The organism is Rhodococcus sp. NPDC057529 (assembly GCF_042802055.1).
Lineage (GTDB): Bacteria > Actinomycetota > Actinomycetes > Mycobacteriales > Mycobacteriaceae > Rhodococcus_F.
Window position 1 is genome coordinate 104,707 of sequence record NZ_JBHVEY010000017.1, and the last position, 15,689, is coordinate 120,395.

The following is a 15,689-nucleotide window of genomic DNA, read 5'->3' on the forward strand; positions in this document are numbered from 1 at the left end:
ACCCCATCGTGGGCTACCCGGTCGGCGGTGTCACGGATCGTTCGCCGGGCGAATGAGACCCGGTCGCGGGAAGCCGGAAACCCCACGGCAACTCGAGACGATGCCGGGCGAGCAAAGCGGGGTCGCCGAGCACGTCCAGGATCGGGCCGTCGGCCATCAGGTGCCCCTCGTCGAGGATCACGGCGCGCGTGCACAACTGGGCGGCGTACGGGAGGTCGTGTGTGACGAGCAGGTGAGTGGTGTCGATACCCAGCAGAACCTCGGCCAGTTCGCGCCGGGCGACGGGGTCGAGATTGCTCGACGGCTCGTCCAGCACCAGGACGTTCGGTGCGCATGCGAGCACGGTCGCGAGCGCGACCCGGCGCCGCTGGCCCACCGAGAGGTGCGCGGGGTTGCGGTCGGCATGCGCCGTCATGTCCACGGCTGCCAGCGCGTCGCGCACCCGCGCGTCGAGCGCGGTCCCGGTGAGGCCGAAATTGACCGGACCGAACGCGACGTCCTGCGCGACGGTCGGCATGAACAACTGGTCGTCGGGATCCTGGAAGACGATCCCGACCCGCCGCCGAACCTCGCGCACCGTGTCCCGCGACGCACCCCGCGACAGCGCCAGCCCGCCTACCGTCACGGTGCCGTCGGTGGCCGTCAGAATGCCGTTCAGGTGCAGCATCAGTGTGGTCTTGCCTGCCCCGTTCGGGCCGAGGACGGCCACCCGCTCTCCGGGTTGCACCGTCAGGTCGATCCGGTGCAGTGCGGCCCGGCCGTCCGGATACGCGAACGAGACGCCCTCGAGGTGCACGGCCGCGGTCATCGGAGCACCCACGCCGTGACACAGATCCCCACCGCGCACACTGCGGGCACGAGCCCCGCCCGCCACGCCGCAGCGGTCGCCGGCGGCGCCCCGATCGTGGGAACCGAACCCGTGAACCCCCGCGACAGCATCGCCAGGTGGACGCGCTCGCCGCGCTCGTAGGAACGCACGAACAATCCACCGACGCCCCGGGCGGTGGCGCCGATCTGCCGGAACGTCCGGGGGTCGTCGCCGCGGGACAGCCGGGCCGTGCGCATCCGCTCGACCTCGGCGGTGAGCAGGTCGAGGTAGCGCAGCATCAGAACCACGATCGTCGTGAGCATCGCGGGCACGCGCAGTCGCGCCAGACCCGACGGCAGGTCCCGGGCCGGCGTCGTCGCCGCGAGCGTCAGCGAGACGAGGACGCCGAGAGTGCCCTTCACGAGAATGCCCCAGGCTGCGTAGAGACCCGCGACGGACAGCGACAGTCCCGCGACCGTGACGCGGGCGCCGCCCTCGGCGAACGGCAGCAGCACCGCGAGCGCGACGAACGGCAACTCGATCAGCATCCTCGGCCCGATCCACCCGAGCGCGATGCCGGCGATCCGCCAGATCACGATCAGGACGGCGAGGTAACCGGCGAACGCCCAGAATGCCTCGCGCGGTGTCGCGACCACCGCGAAGACGAAGACGACGGCGCAGACGATCTCGACCTCGGCGGGCAGTCGGTGCACGGGGGACGCGCCGTCGAGGTAGAGCGGATGGGCGTGGCCGGCTCCCACGGTCAGGGGCTCGTTCGGTTCCGACGCGCGCGGGCGAGCAGCCAGAACAGACCACCTGCGACGGCGAACGTGGCGGTCGCACCGATGACGCCGGCGATCCCGGTGAGATGCGGACGGCCGGCCACCGTGTAGTCGGCGAGCGGCGATTCCGACAGGTGATGCGTGGACGCGTTCCGGGCGATGCAGTCACCCACGAGCGCCTCCCCGGTGTCGGTCTCCACCGTCTCGCACCCGCGTGTCGTCGCGGCATCGAGACCGTCCGGGCTCGAGCTGGCGAGGTACGAGACCGCGCCGGCGACGAGCAGCGACACCAGCGCGAAGCCGATCAGGAAACGGCGGAGGGAGATCACGCGCGCACCCCCACTCGCCGGGGTGCCGTCCGCAGCAGGTACACGAGGTCGGGGCGCGCCTTCGCGACGGCCGTCACCGTGACGGCGGTGATGAGGCCCTCCCCGATGCCGATCAGCACGTGCGCCCCGAGCATGTAGGCGGCCACCGCGCCCAGCGACGTCGACTCCCCGGACGTGGCGTGTCCGCCGATCGCGTACTCGAGCACGAAGCCCATCGACGCCGCCACCGTTCCGCACAGGGCCGCGGCGAACGACAGTCCGCCGAGAACACGGAAGCGCAGTCGCTCCTGCCGCACGACGAGCGGACGCAACGCGACCGCGACGCCGTAGCCGACGACGACCCCGATGATCGCCATGTTGGTGATGTTCGCTCCCAGCGCTGTCAGCCCACCGTCGGCGAACAGCAGGGCCTGCACGATCAGCACGATCGAGACGCAGAGCATGCCGGTGTACGGGCCGACCAGGACGGCGGCGAGTGCGCCGCCGAGGAGGTGGCCGCTCACGCCGGGAAGGATCGGGAAGTTGACCATCTGGACCGCGAAGATGAAGGCCGCCACGAGACCGGCCATCGGCGCGGTGCGTTCGTCGAGTTCCGAGCGCGCACGCCAGGCGGCGATCGACAGTCCCGCCACGGCGACGACGACGAACAGCAGGGAAGTCGGTGCGTTGATCAGGCCGTCGCTCATGTGCATTGCCACGGATTCCACGGCGTCTCCTCCGGCCGGCAGCTGATCCTTCGAAGTCTAGTTGTTCGTATGAACACTTGAACAGGTGTTCACAGGTAACGGAATGCGGGGACGTGCCGTGCGTGAATGACGTTCAGTGCCAGCTGTGATCGACGACCGTCGTGCGGGGGCCGAACTTGGGTTTGACGGCCTGCCCGCTCACCTCCAGCAGTCGCACGGCGCGCTGGCGGTGCGGCTGCAGCGGGGCCAGATACTCCACCATCCCGGCGTCGTCGAGGGGCTTCCCGAGCAGCGACCACCCGACCATCGCGGCCAGGTGATAGTCGCCGACCGACAGGGCATCGGGATCGCCGAGCGCGCGCTGCGACACCTCGGCGGCCGTCCAGACCCCGACACCCGGGACGGACATCAGCCTGCGGTTCGCCTCCTCGCGGGGGAGGTCGACGATCTTCTCCAGCCGGTCGGCGACCTGCGCGCAGCGCACGATCGTCCTCGACCGGTTGGGATCGACGTTGGCCCGGTGGAATTCCCACGACGGCACCCGCCGCCACACGTCCGCGGTCGGGGGCAGGCGCATGCCGTCCGGGGCCGGACCGGGGGCCGGCGCGCCGAACTTCCACACGAGACGCCGCCACGACGCGAACGCGGCGATGCCGTGCACCCGCTGCTCGAGGATCGCGGGCACGAGGGCCTCCAGCACCCGGTCCGTGCGGCCGAGCCGCAGGTGCGGGAAACGCCGGTGGGCCTCGACGAGGATCGGATGGTCGGGGGCGAAGTCCGCGCACTCGTCGTGCTCGCCGACGAGGCGGCCCAGCCCCGCAGCCAGTTCGGGAGCACCCGCTCCCCACGCCTGGCACCGCACCGAATGACGATCGATCTGGGTCAGGCGATAGGTGACCGGGCCCGACTTCTGCACCGACGTCCGCCAGATCGCGCCGTCGGCCGTCCGGCGGTGGCAGGGGTCGCCCTTCCCGCGCTGCAGCGGCTGCAACGACATGGCGACGTCCAGGGGACGCCGCCCGGTCACGGTGGTCTCGACCACCTCGAGCGAAACCGTCATCGAATGCAGCGTATCCACTGTGAAGGCGACCGCTACCGGCGGCTGTCGGAGCGCGCACGTAAAGTCCCAGCCATGATCATCGTGAGTACCGACGGATCCTGCCTCCGCAACCCCGGTGGGGCGATCGGCTGGGCATGGGTCAATCACGAGGGTCCCAGCCAATCGGGTGGCGAACCCTCCGGGACCAACCAGATCGCCGAGCTGCGGGCGCTGCTCGAAGCGATCACCGCGCATCCCGGGGCCGATCCGCTGCTGATCGAATCCGACTCCCAGTACGCCATCAAGTGCGCGTCGGAATGGCTGCCCGGGTGGAAACGCAAGGGTTGGAAGACGGCGGGCGGCGCCCCCGTCAAGAACCTCGCGCTGGTGCAGTCCATCGACCGGGCCATCGCCGAACGCCCCGGGCCGGTCCGGTTCCGATGGGTTCGCGGCCACGTCGGCAACCACTACAACGAGATGGCCGACGTCCTCGCCGGCGAGGCGGCTCGTGCCGTCGCATCCGGTGCGGTCGCACCGGCACCGGTCGCGGCCCCTGCCGTTGCATCGGCGCCTGTCGCGCCGGCACCCGAGGCCGAGGACGCGTTCACACTGTTCTGAGTCGGCCCCGTTCCGATCCGCCGGGGTTCGTGGTCCGGCACTGCGTCGAGGAGAAGAGTGTTGTCCGAGGATCTACGGGTGCAGGAGTTCTGGCGTGCGCTGGGGCTGCCCGGCATCATCGACATCCACACCCACTTCATGCCCGCGAACGTGATGGAGAAGGTGTGGGGCTACTTCGACGCCGTCGGTCCCCTCACCGGCCGTGAGTGGCCCATCCACTACCGGCACGAAGAGGACGTCCGCGTCGAGCACCTCCGCGGGTTCGGTGTCCGCCGGTTCACGTCGATGATCTACCCACACAAGCCGGACATGGCCGCGTGGCTCAACCAGTGGTCGGCCGAATTCGCCGCGCAGACCCCCGACTGCCTGCGGACGTCCACGTTCTACCCGGAGGAGTCCGCGGCTACGTACGTCGCGGAGGCGATCGAGGCGGGGACGCGCGTGTTCAAGTCCCACATCCAGGTGGGCGACTACTCGCCGAATGATCCCCTCCTCGACCCCGTGTGGGGCGTGCTGCAGGAGGCGGGTGTGCCCGTGGTCACCCACTGCGGGTCGGGGCCGGCGCCCGGTACCCACACGGGCCCGGGCCCGATCGCCGAACTGCTGTCGCGGTACCCGCGGCTGCACCTGATCATCGCCCACATGGGGCTGCCGGAGTACCGGGAATTCCTGGACCTGGCCGATCAGTACTCCAACGTGTATCTCGACACCACGATGACGTTCACGGACTACACCGAAGCGGCCACCCCGTTTCCGCGCGACCAGGTCCACCGGCTGTCGGAACTGCAGGAACGAATCCTGTTCGGCAGCGACTTCCCCAACATCCCGTATCCCTACCTCGACGCGCTCGAGGGCCTCACCCGATTCGACCTCGGCGAGCCGTGGCTGCGGGCGGTGTGCCACGACAACGCGGCGCGGCTCTTCGCGATCGACTGACGGTCCGGGGCACCGTCATTCGCCGTCTGACCAGTCGCCGCTGCTCTCGCCCGGGCGTAGGGTGCCGAATGTCCACTCGAATCCTTCGAGGTCGAGGACCCGGCAGCGGTAGTTGCCCCATTCGGTGTTCGCGGGTGCCCAGACCGAGGTGGCTCCGGCCTCGAGGGCGGTGGCATAGACCGCATCGACTTCGCCAGGGGTGCCGACGCTGAGATAGGTGCCGTGCCCGACGGTCTCACCCCGGAGCGCCGGCCGGTCGTAGTCGCCGTCGTCGCTGAAGACCATGATGGCGGCATCGCCTCGTCGCAATTCCGAATGCATGATCCCGCCGTTGTCGTCCGGGAACTCGAGGGTGGTCTCGAAACCGAACGCGCGCTCGAGCCAGCGCAGAGCGCCCGGGGCGTCACGGTAGGCGAAGTAGGAGTGCAGGGCGGCCGGGCGGTTCTCTGTAGTGGTCATGGGGGCGACGATACGGATAATCGAGGTCAGCCACGGTCCGCGATAGCCGACTCCCTGGAATGTCGGTCTGCGCGTCTACGCTGCGATTCCCACGCGACGAAGGCGGCCCGATGGATGACTATCTGTGTAGCGCTCGGCCACGCGTACGGCGGGAACTGGGTGCTGGTGTCCATTCCCTTCTCTCTCGGCTCGCTGGGCCCGGGATTCGTGTACTGCACGTACCTGAAGGAGTTCAGAACCGAATCCCGGGCCTTCAGTGCACTCGAGGCCCCGGCAGTCCTGGAGCAGATGCGGTACGAGATGGAGGAGGCAGAGAAGGCGAAGCGGAAGGCCCGGTGGTGGCGGCGCCTGCGCTGACCGGGCTGCCGTGCGCTGGAAAGGGTTCCGCCTGCCGCGGAGTACCGGCCGCGGCCTGACCCGCGTGACCACGAGGTGGAGAAAGTGCCCTCGGCAGGATTCGAACCTGCGACCTACCCTTTAGGAGAGGGTTGCTCTATCCCCTGAGCTACGAAGGCGCGGTGCACGCGCGGGGCGCACACCGAGGTGAGTGTAGCGGGAACGGTGGTGCGCTCGCGATGGGGAGGGCATGGTTGTCGCAGATGTTCTGGAAGTGACGACGGAACGGGAGACGCACATGTCCGAGATCGACTTGACCGACCTCGCTGCGCGGCACGACGGTTCGCTGAACTTGCACGGCTATCTGGCGAGGCCGTCGGGTGACGGTCCGTGGCCGGGTGTGGTGATGGTGCACGAGGCGTTCGGCTTGGACGACGTGATGCGGCGTCAGGCGGACAGGCTGGCGTCGGCGGGGTTTCTGACCTTGGCGCCGGATCTGTTCAGCGCGGGCGGTGCGCGACGTTGCCTGGTGTCGACGATGCGGGCGATGCTGTCGGGGAAGGGCCGGGCGTACGGGGACATCGAGGCGGCGCGTCAGTGGCTGTCCGGGTCTGCGGACTGCACGGGGAAGATCGGGGTCATCGGGTTCTGCATGGGCGGCGGGTTCGCGCTGATGACGCTGCGTACGGGGTTCGACGCGGCGGCCCCGAACTACGGGGTCCTGCCGCGTGACCTGGACGCGGCGGTGGCGGGGGCGTGTCCGGTGGTCGCCAGCTACGGCGGGAAGGACTTCGCCCTTCCGAACGCGGCAGCCAAGTTGGAGTCGGCACTGGCCCGGGCCGGTGTGGTCCACGACGTGAAGGAGTATCCGACGGCCGGTCATACGTTCCTGAACGACGCACTGGCCGGACCGAAGGTGATGCGTCCCCTGATGAAGGTCACAGGGATGGTGCCCGACCCGGAAGCCGCCGCCGACGCGTGGACGAGGATCGACGGTTTCTTCGGGGAGCACCTGGGTTGATCAGTAAGTGTACTGGCGGGCGCTGGAGGTGGCGCGCCGGTAGTCGAGTCCGCACGCCCGGACGACCTGGCCGAGACTGAGGTACCCCTCGATGCTCGTGGCCTTCGCGAATTTGCCGTCGGCCCGTACCGAGACCGTGACGCTGGACGCGACCGAATCGACCCGAGCGAGTTCGTACTCGTCGACGCCGCCGGCGGCCTGAGCCACACAGGTGACAGCGCCCTGGGCGTACGCGATCTCGATCAGGTCCTCGATCATGTGCGGGCTCCTCGCCTCGAAGTAACGGACTGAGGTTAGCCTTAGCTACTCGTCTCCTGTCAAGTCCTTCGATGCGGAATGCCGTCCTCGACCGTGGTCCGCGGGCGGTCCCGGCGTAACGTGACCCACGCTTTCGGACGGTGACAGCAAGGACTGAGAAGGGTTGCAGGTGTTCCATGGCTGACCGCACTTCCTCGACGGACTCGATCGGATCGGGCGGCGACCCGGGGACGGGAGCGGGCGGCGAACCGCATCTCTCCCGGCAGCTCGCCAATCGGCACATCCAGCTGATCGCGATCGGCGGAGCAATCGGCACGGGCCTGTTCATGGGGTCCGGGAAGACGATCTCGCTGGCCGGACCGTCGGTGATCTTCGTCTACATGATCATCGGCTTCATGCTGTTCTTCGTGATGCGGGCGATGGGGGAGCTGCTGCTCTCCAACCTGCACTACAAGTCGTTCTCCGACTTCACGGCCGACCTGCTCGGCCCCTGGGCCGGGTTCTTCACGGGGTGGACGTACTGGTTCTGCTGGATCGTCACCGGGATCGCCGACATCATCGCGATCTCCGGTTACGTCCGGTACTGGTGGCCCGACCTCCAGTTGTGGATCCCGGCGCTGATCGCCATCGCGGCGCTGCTGCTGCTGAATCTGCCGACCGTGCGGGCGTTCGGCGAGACCGAGTTCTGGTTCGCGCTGATCAAGATCATCGCCATCCTCAGCCTCATCGTCGTCGGACTGGTGATGGTGTTCACGCACTTCACGTCGCCGGGCGGTTCGGAGGCCGGTTTCGACAACCTGTGGAACGACGGCGGCATGTTCCCGACCGGCGCGATGGGCTTCGTGGCCGGATTCCAGATCGCGGTCTTCGCGTTCGTCGGTATCGAACTCGTCGGCACCACGGCGGCCGAGGCGAAGGATCCGGAGAAGAACCTGCCGAAGGCGATCAACTCCATCCCGATCCGCATCCTGCTGTTCTATGTGGTGTCGCTGATCGTGATCATCTCGGTCACGCCGTGGCGTGAGGTCGTCCCCGGGGAGAGCCCCTTCACGGCGATGTTCACGCTCGCAGGTCTGGGGATCGCGGCGGGGGTCATCCAGTTCGTGGTGCTGACGTCCGCGGCGTCCTCGGCCAACTCGGGGATCTATTCGACGTCCCGGATGGTCTACGGCCTGGCGCAGGAGGGTGACGCGCCGGCCAGGCTCGGCAGGCTCAGCTCCCGCAAGGTCCCGGCCAACGCGTTGATGTTCTCCTGCGCCTTCCTGCTGTCGGCGATCGCGCTGCTGTTCTCCGGCGACTCGGTCATCGAGGCGTTCACGACTGTGACGACAATCTCATCGGTGCTGTTCATCTTCGTGTGGACGATGATCCTGGCCAGCTACCTCGTGTACCGGAAGCGCCGCCCCGAACTGCACGAGGCCTCGAAGTTCAAGATGCCCGGCGGGGTGGTGATGTGCTGGGTCGTGCTGGCGTTCTTCGTCTTTCTCATCTGGGCTCTGACCCAGGAGGACGACACCCTCGAGGCGCTACTCGTCACCCCGGTATGGTTCATCGTGCTCGGTATCCCGTGGGCGGTGATTCGCCGGCGTGCCCCGCACCGCGCTCGGTACGCCGCCTTCAAGGCGGAACTCGAGGACCGCCGAACATAAACGTTCGGTAACGGTGGCGCGGACCTATACCGTTTTGTTACATTCTTCGCCAGACAGAGGAGCCCACCCCGGATGGGGAGAGCTGCAATCCGACGACTGACGAGGTATCAACTGTGGGTTCCCACCACCGGGCGAACGGGTCTTCCATTCGCTTCGAGATCGATCCGGACGCGACGCGCGGTCGCCATCGCAACCAGCAGGCCGGAGCGGGTGTGGGCATCAAGGCCGCGACTGTCGCGGCCGCCACCGGAGCCATCGTCGTCGGTGCAGCCCAGCTGGGTGCCGGAAACGCCGCCGCCGCCCCCGTCGACTCGCACGAGACCAACGGTGCGCAGACCCTGCCGGGCCTGCCGTTCGAGATCCCGGCCGGTGTCCTTCCCGCCGGCTTCGAATTGCCCGCAGACCTCGGCACCGCCGCCCAGAACCTCGGCGGGCCGGACCTCGGCGCCCAGGCTCAGCAGTGGCTGTCCTCCGTCAACCCGGTCAAGCCCCACACGGTTCAGCCGGTGTCGGGCAAGCTGACCTCAGACTTCGGTTCCCGCTGGGGAGCCCACCACGGCGGCATCGACATCGCGGCGCCCATCGGCACGTCGGTGCTCGCGGCGGCCGACGGTCAGGTCATCGACGCCGGCGCGGCGTCCGGCTTCGGACTGTGGGTGCGTCTGCTGCACGACGACGGCACCGTCACCGTCTACGGACACGTCAACGACTACACCGTGAGCGTGGGGCAGCGCGTCACCGCAGGGCAGGAAATCGCCCACGTCGGCAACCGCGGCCAGTCCACCGGACCGCACCTGCACTTCGAGGTGCACGACGCGAGCGGAAACAAGATCGATCCCGGCCGCTGGCTTCAGGAGCGCGGCGTGTCCGTCACCTGGGGCAACGCGGGCGCCAACGCGTAAGGGCCTACTCCGGCTCGAGATCGTCGTCGTTGCGGAACACGAGTGGTCCGCTGTCGAGGGCGATCGCCCAGCGGCGTGACACGGCCCAGTCGCGGCCGTACGAATCGTTGCTGATGTCCTGGACGCCGGCGAAATCGTCGACGATGACGCCGGCCTCCAGGGGCCACTTCTTCTCGGCCAGTTCGTGATCGGCCGAGTGCCGCGTTTTCACGCGCGTGCCCACGGAGAACTCTGGTTTCTTCTTGGAGTCGGTATCAGGCGTCATCTCCGGTCCTTCCGCTCACCAGCGTCTGGTTCGAGGTTAGCCCGCCATCCCGCATTCGCGCGGGCTGAACGGATATGCTCCCCCGTGAGCGCAGTTCGACGCGCAGTTGGGGAGTGGTATGGGTCGCGAAGTGACGTCTCGGACATTCACCCGAGAAGACCGGCGCCTGTTCCGGCAGAAGGTGCTCATGTGCGTCGACGCGCTCGAGAGGATGCTGCGGGAGGGAGCGTTCGCCGACGACGTCGACCCGCCGCGGCCCATGCTCGGCATGGAGATCGAGTTCAATCTCGTCCACTCGGACATGACGCCCGCGATGTCCAATCTCGCGGTCCTCGAGTCGATCGACGACGACGCCGTGTTCCAGACCGAGCTCGGACAGTTCAACGTCGAGATGAACGTCCGCCCCGGGCCGCTGAACGGTGAGGGGACGTTCGAGCTCGAACGGACCCTGCGGGCGTCGCTGCACGTCGCCGACGCCCGGATCCACGGGCACGACGCCCAGCTGGTGATGGTCGGCATGCTGCCGACGCTGGAACTCGAGCATCTCGGCCGCGAGTGGATCACGGCGAACCCCCGCTACGAGCAGCTCAACGACCAGATCTTCGCCGCGCGCGGAGAGGACATCGAACTCGACCTCGAGGGCGTGCCGCTCGAGGGGCGGGCCGCCGAACAGCTGAAGGTGGACGCCAATTCGGTGCTCCCGGAGGCCGCGTGCACGTCGCTGCAGTTGCACCTGCGCGTCGCTCCCGACGAATTCGCCGCACACTGGAACGCCGCGCAGTGCCTGGCAGGGGCCCAGGTAGCGCTCGCGGCGAACGCACCGTTCATGGCGGGCACGGCGTTGTGGCACGAATCCCGCATCCCGATTTTCGCGCAGGCCACCGACACGCGTCCGCTGGAGTTGAAGAATCAGGGTGTGCGGCCCCGCGTGTGGTTCGGCGAGCGGTGGATCACGTCGGTCTTCGACCTGTTCGAGGAGAACTCCCGGTACTTCCCGGCGCTGCTGCCGGAGGTGTCCGACGTCGACCCGTCGGCCGAACTCGACGCGGGCAGGGTGCCGGACCTCAACGAACTGCAGATGCACAACGGCACCATCTACCGGTGGAACCGCCCGGTGTACGACAGCGACGACGGCAAACCGCACCTGCGGATCGAGAACCGGGTGCTGCCCGCAGGCCCCACCGTCCTCGACACGATGGCGAACGCCGCGTTCTACTACGGTGCGCTGCGCGGGCTCGCCGAATCGGATCGGCCGGTGTGGTCGCGGATGTCGTTCAACGCCGCAGAGGAGAACCTGCACGCCGGCGCGAAATACGGCATGGACGCCGAATTGTATTGGCCCGGTGTCGGGTTCGCGGGCGCCGACGAACTCGTCCTGCGGCGGCTGCTGCCGATCGCCGACGAGGGGCTCGCGGCGTTCGGGTTGTCGGCGAAGGCCCGCGACCGGTACCTCAGCGTCATCGAGGGCCGATGCGTCACCCGGCAGACGGGGGCGTCGTGGCAGCGCGCGCAGGTGGTCCGGCACGAGAACGCCGGCCTGAGCCGCCGGGAAGCCCTGGCCGCCATGTTGCGTCAGTACGTGGACAACATGCGCGAGGGCAGCCCCGTCCATACCTGGCCGGTGTGAACGGCGCCGCGTCGGCAGTCACACGGTGGCCGACCAGCTGTCGGGGCCGAACACCTCGTAGTGGATGTTCTCGGCGGGCACGTCCTTGGCGAGTAGTGCCTCGCGTATTCCCAGCATGAAGGGCAGTGGGCCGCACAGGTAGGCGCGGGTGCCGGGCGCGATCGTGACCTCGCCGAGGTCGGCCCGTCCCTCCCGCAGGCCACCCTCGGGACGCCGGGCGCCCAGGTCTTCGTACCAGCGGTGCATCACCGCGAACGGCAGACGTTCCACCAGTTCGGTCAGCTCCGCGCGGTGCGCGTGACTGCTGGCGGACCGGTCGGCGTGGAGCACCGAGATCGGGCGGCTGTCGTCGGTGTCGGCGAGGTGGCTGAGCATCCCGATCATCGGCGTGCACCCGATGCCCGCGGACACCAGCAGCAGCGGTGTGTCGTCGTCCTGCAGGACGAGATCGCCGAACGGCGTCGACACCGTCAGCACATCGCCTTCGAAGACGTTGTGGTACAGGAAGTTCGACACCTCGCCGGCGCGCTTCACCGAGATCCTCCAGTCGCCGCGCGACGGGGCCGACGACAGGCTGTACTGACGGATCTGGCGCGCGCCGTCCGGCAGGCGAACCGCGACGGAGAGGTACTGCCCCGGAGCGAACGACGGGAGCGGTGAGCCGTCGACGGAGGTGAGGACGAACGACACCGTGTCCGCGGACTCGTGCCTGCGCTCGCGGACCCGCACGTCGCGCCACACGTCCCCGACGGCCACCCCCGCCGAGGCGTACAGGCCGGCCTCCATCGCGATCAGGGTCTCCGCCATCAGCCAGTACACCTCGTCCCAGGCGGCCGCGACCTCGGGAGTGACGGCGTCGCCGAGGACCTCGACGATGGCCGCGAACAGGTGCGTGTGCACGATCGCGTACTGCGAGGGTTCGATCCCCAGCGAGGCGTGCTTGTTGGCGATCCGCGACAGGATGAGGTCGACGCGCGCCTGATCGGGTTCGAGTTGGAGGGCGGCGAACGCGGCGATGGCCCCGGCCAGCGCCTTCTGCTGTTCGCCCTGCTTCTGGTTCCCGCGGTTGAACAGGTCGCGTTCGAGTTCGGGGTGAGCGTCGAACATCTTGCGGTAGAACAGCGTCGTGATGTCCGAGATCGCGGCGCCGACCACGGGCAGGGTGGCGCGGATGACGTCCGTCGAGGTGGGCGAGAGCATGTCATTCTCCGATCGTTCGAGAAAACTGGGAAGTGGAGGTGGCCACCCGGGGGAGGGCGAGCAGCACGGTTCCGGTGGGGGTTCGGGTGAGGTCTTCGACGGTGAGGCCGTCCAGCGAATCGAAGAACGCGTTCTGCGCGCGCCGGAGCGCCGACCGCAGCAGGCATCCCGATCGCAGCGGGCACGGCTGGGCGCCGTCGCAGTCGACGACCTCCGCGTCGCCTTCGAGTCGGCGGGCGAGCCAGCCGACGGACGCGGTGCGGCCGAGTTCGGTGATGGCCAGGCCGCCGGCGCGTCCGCGGCGTGCGTCGACGATGCCGAGTTCGCCGAGCCGGGTGATCACCTTGGCGGCGTGGGTGTACGACACCGACAGTTCCTCGGCGATCGCCCGGCTGCCCGGTCGTTCGCCGTCGCCGGCCACGGCCAGTCGCATGACCACCCGCAGTCCGAGGTCGGTGAACTGTGTGAGTTGCATGACCCGAACGTACTTTAATTCGCATCTCGGATACCAAATTTGTGACCGAGATCGCTCGGGGGATTCGATGGATCGAAAGGGTCAGTGGCGCAGTTCTATTCGAAGCGGGGCACACCACTCCACTTCTCATCATCGCCCAATCCGGCCGCTGCGGCTACGGCCGGACAGCCCGAATCGGTGGGGACTTAAGTCCCACGTCGAAAGGTGAACGGCGGCAGACGCGAAGAGGAGGCCGGGGATAGTGTGAAGCCATGAGCACACGGGACCGCAACAGCGTCGTCGTCGGCGTCGACGGATCGGACAGCTCGAAGTCCGCTGTCCGGGTGGCTGCCGAACTCGCCACCGAACGTGGACTGAACCTGAAGATCATCCACGCACTCGACTTCGCTCCGTACGGGTTCGGCGGCCCGTACATGGATTCGGGCGGCGTGTACGAGTGGGTGGAGTCGAGCGGCAAGGCGATTCTCGCCGAGGCGCAGGAGCGGGCGTTCGCGGTCAATCCCATCATCGACGTCTGCACCGAACTGTCGATCGGCAGCAGCGCTCAGTGGCTCGTCGACCTGTCCGAGAACGCCCGGATCGTGGTGGTCGGCGCGTCCGGGGCCGGGGCCGCGGCCACCGCGCTGCTCGGGAACACGGCCATCAACGTCACCAGCCACGCGCACTGCCCGGTCGTCGTGGTCCGCGGCGACGCTCACGCGGGCGGTCCCGTCGTGGTCGGCGTCGACGGCAGCGCCACCAGTGAGCGGGCGATCTCGGTGGCCTTCCAGGAGGCGTCGCTGCGGAATGCTCCGCTGGTGGCCGTCCACGTGTGGAGCGACCTCGGATCGAAGGCGTTCGAGGATCCGCGGGCCGCGGCCCTCGTGCCCCAGGGCCTCGAGGAGGACGAACACGCCGTCCTCGCCGAGAGCCTCGCCGGCTGGCAGGAGAAGTACCCCGACGTGCGGGTCACCCGCGAGGTGTACATCGACAATCCGCGGGCACGGTTGCTCGACTGGTCGACGAAGGCGCAACTGCTGGTCGTCGGCAGCCGGGGGCGCGGAGGGTTCAAGGGGATGCTGCTCGGTTCGACCAGCAACAGCCTGGTCGGTGGGGCACAGTGCCCGGTAGTCGTCGTGAGGCCTGCACGCCCCTGAGGCGATTGCGCGCAGTAGTGTTCTGGATCGAAGCAGGAACAGGTTGCAGGTAACGCCAGGATTGGGGAACGACGTGCGCATAGGAATGGGCTTGAACTACAGCGGCGGATTCGCCGAGACAGTCGACGAGGTCGCCGACCTGGAGAAAGCCGGGCTCGACATCGCATTCGTGCCCGAGGCCTACTCGTTCGACGCGGTGAGCCAGATCGGTTACCTCGCCGCCAAGACCACCACCCTGGAACTCGCGTCGGGCATCTTCCAGATCTACACCCGCACGCCGAGCCTGACGGCGATGACGGCCGCCGGCCTCGACTTCGTGTCGGACGGACGCTTCGTGATGGGGCTCGGCGCCTCCGGTCCGCAGGTGATCGAGGGTTTCCACGGCGTCAAATACGACGCCCCGCTCGGCCGCACCCGCGAGGTCGTCGACATCTGCCGCAAGGTGTGGCGCCGCGAGAAGGTCGAATTCCAGGGCAAGTACTACCAGATTCCGCTGCCCGCCGAGAAGGGCACCGGGCTGGGCAAGCCGCTGAAGATCATCAACCACCCTGTGCGTGATCGCATCCCGATCGTCATCGCCTCGCTCGGACCGAAGAACGTGGAGTTGACCGCCGAGATCGCCGAAGGCTGGGAACCCATCTTCTACCACCCGGAGAAGGCCGCGAGCGTGTGGGGCGAGCCGCTGGCCAAGGGCAAGGCGAAGCGCGACCCGAGCCTCGGCGACTTGCAGGTCTTCGCGTCGCCGGCCCTCGCCATCGGCGACGACGTCGACCACATGCTCGACTGGGTCCGCCCCGGTCTCGCCCTGTACATCGGCGGCATGGGCGCGAAGGGCAAGAACTTCTACAACGACCTCGCGGTCCGGTACGGCTACGAGAAGGAAGCCGAGACCATCCAGGATCTCTACCTGTCGGGCAAGAAGGACGAGGCCGCCGCCGCGGTGCCGGACGACCTGGTGCGGGCCGTGTCGCTGATCGGTCCGGAGAGCTACGTCGCGGAGCGGGTGGCCGCGTTCGCCGAGTCCGGGGTCACCACGCTCACCGTCACCCCGCTCGCCGCGGATCGTGCGGGACGCGTCGCGTTGGTCGAGAAGCTCCGCAAGATCTGCGGGTAGCACCGCACACCTCAGCAGTGCCCAGCCGGAAGAATCAGGAAAGGTGACC

The 15,689-nt window shown here is 68.3% G+C and carries 19 protein-coding genes and 1 tRNA gene; 9 read left to right on the forward strand and 11 right to left on the reverse strand.

Going from position 1 to position 15,689, the window contains the following annotated elements; translation table 11 throughout:
• Positions 1-13: 13 nt before the first annotated feature.
• The 5 genes from ACFU5V_RS29475 to ACFU5V_RS29495 form a co-directional block, all read right to left on the reverse strand.
• A complete protein-coding gene (locus tag ACFU5V_RS29475) occupies positions 14-808 on the reverse strand; it encodes an energy-coupling factor ABC transporter ATP-binding protein (protein WP_378703403.1) in 795 nt (264 codons plus the stop codon).
• Complete coding sequence (gene cbiQ, locus ACFU5V_RS29480) at positions 805-1,569, reverse strand: cobalt ECF transporter T component CbiQ (RefSeq protein ID WP_378430278.1); 765 nt, start codon at positions 1,567-1,569, stop codon at positions 805-807. The genes ACFU5V_RS29475 and cbiQ overlap by 4 nt, the downstream gene beginning before the upstream one ends.
• 2 nt (positions 1,570-1,571) lie before the next feature.
• Positions 1,572-1,919: a PDGLE domain-containing protein gene (locus ACFU5V_RS29485; RefSeq protein WP_378703404.1), complete on the reverse strand. Its 348-nt coding sequence runs from the start codon at positions 1,917-1,919 to the stop codon at positions 1,572-1,574.
• Complete coding sequence (locus tag ACFU5V_RS29490) at positions 1,916-2,611, reverse strand: energy-coupling factor ABC transporter permease (RefSeq protein ID WP_378703460.1); 696 nt, start codon at positions 2,609-2,611, stop codon at positions 1,916-1,918. The genes ACFU5V_RS29485 and ACFU5V_RS29490 overlap by 4 nt, the downstream gene beginning before the upstream one ends.
• Positions 2,612-2,738: 127 nt before the next feature.
• Positions 2,739-3,665 (reverse strand): DNA-3-methyladenine glycosylase family protein, encoded by a 927-nt coding sequence (locus ACFU5V_RS29495; RefSeq protein WP_378703405.1) that lies wholly within the window; start codon positions 3,663-3,665, stop codon positions 2,739-2,741.
• A 72-nt stretch (positions 3,666-3,737) separates the two neighbouring features.
• Between ACFU5V_RS29495 and ACFU5V_RS29500 the strand changes: the two genes are divergently transcribed.
• Both ACFU5V_RS29500 and ACFU5V_RS29505 read left to right on the forward strand, forming a co-directional pair.
• On the forward strand, positions 3,738-4,262 hold the full coding sequence (locus tag ACFU5V_RS29500) for a ribonuclease H (RefSeq protein WP_378703406.1): 525 nt from the start codon (positions 3,738-3,740) through the stop codon (positions 4,260-4,262).
• A 60-nt stretch (positions 4,263-4,322) separates the two neighbouring features.
• Positions 4,323-5,198, forward strand: a complete 876-nt coding sequence (locus ACFU5V_RS29505; protein WP_378703407.1) for an amidohydrolase family protein — start codon at positions 4,323-4,325, stop codon at positions 5,196-5,198.
• A 15-nt stretch (positions 5,199-5,213) separates the two neighbouring features.
• Here the strand turns inward: ACFU5V_RS29505 and ACFU5V_RS29510 are convergent, their stop codons facing one another.
• Positions 5,214-5,657 (reverse strand): VOC family protein, encoded by a 444-nt coding sequence (locus tag ACFU5V_RS29510; RefSeq protein WP_378430274.1) that lies wholly within the window; start codon positions 5,655-5,657, stop codon positions 5,214-5,216.
• Between the two features lie 114 nt (positions 5,658-5,771).
• Here ACFU5V_RS29510 and ACFU5V_RS29515 point away from each other — a divergent pair, with 114 nt between their 5' ends.
• Entirely contained in the window at positions 5,772-6,014 is a 243-nt protein-coding gene (locus ACFU5V_RS29515; protein ID WP_378430273.1) for a hypothetical protein, read from the forward strand.
• An 85-nt stretch (positions 6,015-6,099) separates the two neighbouring features.
• On the opposite strand, the gene ACFU5V_RS29520 is transcribed toward ACFU5V_RS29515, so the two are convergent.
• A tRNA-Arg gene (locus ACFU5V_RS29520) sits at positions 6,100-6,172 on the reverse strand.
• A 71-nt stretch (positions 6,173-6,243) separates the two neighbouring features.
• On the opposite strand from ACFU5V_RS29520, the gene ACFU5V_RS29525 reads away from it, so the two are divergent.
• The gene (locus ACFU5V_RS29525) at positions 6,244-7,014 is read left to right on the forward strand and encodes a dienelactone hydrolase family protein (RefSeq protein WP_378703408.1); all 771 of its coding nucleotides are present in this window, start codon (positions 6,244-6,246) and stop codon (positions 7,012-7,014) included.
• Here the strand turns inward: ACFU5V_RS29525 and ACFU5V_RS29530 are convergent, their stop codons facing one another.
• Positions 7,015-7,272: a hypothetical protein gene (locus ACFU5V_RS29530; RefSeq protein ID WP_378430271.1), complete on the reverse strand. Its 258-nt coding sequence runs from the start codon at positions 7,270-7,272 to the stop codon at positions 7,015-7,017.
• A 176-nt stretch (positions 7,273-7,448) separates the two neighbouring features.
• Between ACFU5V_RS29530 and cycA the strand changes: the two genes are divergently transcribed.
• Positions 7,449-8,921, forward strand: a complete 1,473-nt coding sequence (gene cycA, locus ACFU5V_RS29535; RefSeq protein ID WP_378703409.1) for a D-serine/D-alanine/glycine transporter — start codon at positions 7,449-7,451, stop codon at positions 8,919-8,921.
• A gap of 113 nt (positions 8,922-9,034) precedes the next feature.
• On the forward strand, positions 9,035-9,823 hold the full coding sequence (locus tag ACFU5V_RS29540) for a M23 family metallopeptidase (protein ID WP_378703410.1): 789 nt from the start codon (positions 9,035-9,037) through the stop codon (positions 9,821-9,823).
• Positions 9,824-9,827: 4 nt separating this feature from the next.
• Here ACFU5V_RS29540 and ACFU5V_RS29545 read toward each other — a convergent pair whose 3' ends face one another.
• The gene (locus tag ACFU5V_RS29545) at positions 9,828-10,088 is read right to left on the reverse strand and encodes a hypothetical protein (RefSeq protein ID WP_005251602.1); all 261 of its coding nucleotides are present in this window, start codon (positions 10,086-10,088) and stop codon (positions 9,828-9,830) included.
• A gap of 118 nt (positions 10,089-10,206) precedes the next feature.
• Between ACFU5V_RS29545 and ACFU5V_RS29550 the strand changes: the two genes are divergently transcribed.
• Positions 10,207-11,715, forward strand: coding sequence for a glutamate--cysteine ligase (locus ACFU5V_RS29550; RefSeq protein ID WP_378703411.1), 1,509 nt, complete (start codon positions 10,207-10,209; stop codon positions 11,713-11,715).
• Positions 11,716-11,733: 18 nt separating this feature from the next.
• On the opposite strand, the gene ACFU5V_RS29555 is transcribed toward ACFU5V_RS29550, so the two are convergent.
• Complete coding sequence (locus ACFU5V_RS29555) at positions 11,734-12,915, reverse strand: globin domain-containing protein (RefSeq protein WP_378703412.1); 1,182 nt, start codon at positions 12,913-12,915, stop codon at positions 11,734-11,736.
• Between the two features lies 1 nt (position 12,916).
• Complete coding sequence (locus tag ACFU5V_RS29560) at positions 12,917-13,390, reverse strand: RrF2 family transcriptional regulator (protein ID WP_378430266.1); 474 nt, start codon at positions 13,388-13,390, stop codon at positions 12,917-12,919.
• Between the two features lie 251 nt (positions 13,391-13,641).
• Between ACFU5V_RS29560 and ACFU5V_RS29565 the strand changes: the two genes are divergently transcribed.
• Both ACFU5V_RS29565 and ACFU5V_RS29570 read left to right on the forward strand, forming a co-directional pair.
• Positions 13,642-14,526 (forward strand): universal stress protein, encoded by an 885-nt coding sequence (locus tag ACFU5V_RS29565; RefSeq protein ID WP_378703413.1) that lies wholly within the window; start codon positions 13,642-13,644, stop codon positions 14,524-14,526.
• Positions 14,527-14,599: 73 nt separating this feature from the next.
• Positions 14,600-15,640, forward strand: a complete 1,041-nt coding sequence (locus ACFU5V_RS29570) for an LLM class F420-dependent oxidoreductase (RefSeq protein WP_378430264.1) — start codon at positions 14,600-14,602, stop codon at positions 15,638-15,640.
• The last annotated feature ends 49 nt before the right edge of the window (positions 15,641-15,689 follow it).

Coding starts and splice junctions, on each gene's coding strand:
- ACFU5V_RS29475 (WP_378703403.1), bottom strand. CDS start 808: ATGACCGCGGCCGTGCACCTCGAGGGCGTCTCGTTCGCGTATCCGGAC.
- ACFU5V_RS29490 (WP_378703460.1), bottom strand. CDS start 2,611: ATGCACATGAGCGACGGCCTGATCAACGCACCGACTTCCCTGCTGTTC.
- ACFU5V_RS29495 (WP_378703405.1), bottom strand. CDS start 3,665: ATGACGGTTTCGCTCGAGGTGGTCGAGACCACCGTGACCGGGCGGCGT.
- ACFU5V_RS29500 (WP_378703406.1), top strand. CDS start 3,738: ATGATCATCGTGAGTACCGACGGATCCTGCCTCCGCAACCCCGGTGGG.
- ACFU5V_RS29510 (WP_378430274.1), bottom strand. CDS start 5,657: ATGACCACTACAGAGAACCGCCCGGCCGCCCTGCACTCCTACTTCGCC.
- ACFU5V_RS29515 (WP_378430273.1), top strand. CDS start 5,772: ATGACTATCTGTGTAGCGCTCGGCCACGCGTACGGCGGGAACTGGGTG.
- ACFU5V_RS29525 (WP_378703408.1), top strand. CDS start 6,244: ATGGTTGTCGCAGATGTTCTGGAAGTGACGACGGAACGGGAGACGCAC.
- ACFU5V_RS29530 (WP_378430271.1), bottom strand. CDS start 7,272: ATGATCGAGGACCTGATCGAGATCGCGTACGCCCAGGGCGCTGTCACC.
- cycA (WP_378703409.1), top strand. CDS start 7,449: ATGGCTGACCGCACTTCCTCGACGGACTCGATCGGATCGGGCGGCGAC.
- ACFU5V_RS29545 (WP_005251602.1), bottom strand. CDS start 10,088: ATGACGCCTGATACCGACTCCAAGAAGAAACCAGAGTTCTCCGTGGGC.
- ACFU5V_RS29550 (WP_378703411.1), top strand. CDS start 10,207: ATGGGTCGCGAAGTGACGTCTCGGACATTCACCCGAGAAGACCGGCGC.
- ACFU5V_RS29555 (WP_378703412.1), bottom strand. CDS start 12,915: ATGCTCTCGCCCACCTCGACGGACGTCATCCGCGCCACCCTGCCCGTG.
- ACFU5V_RS29560 (WP_378430266.1), bottom strand. CDS start 13,390: ATGCAACTCACACAGTTCACCGACCTCGGACTGCGGGTGGTCATGCGA.
- ACFU5V_RS29565 (WP_378703413.1), top strand. CDS start 13,642: ATGAGCACACGGGACCGCAACAGCGTCGTCGTCGGCGTCGACGGATCG.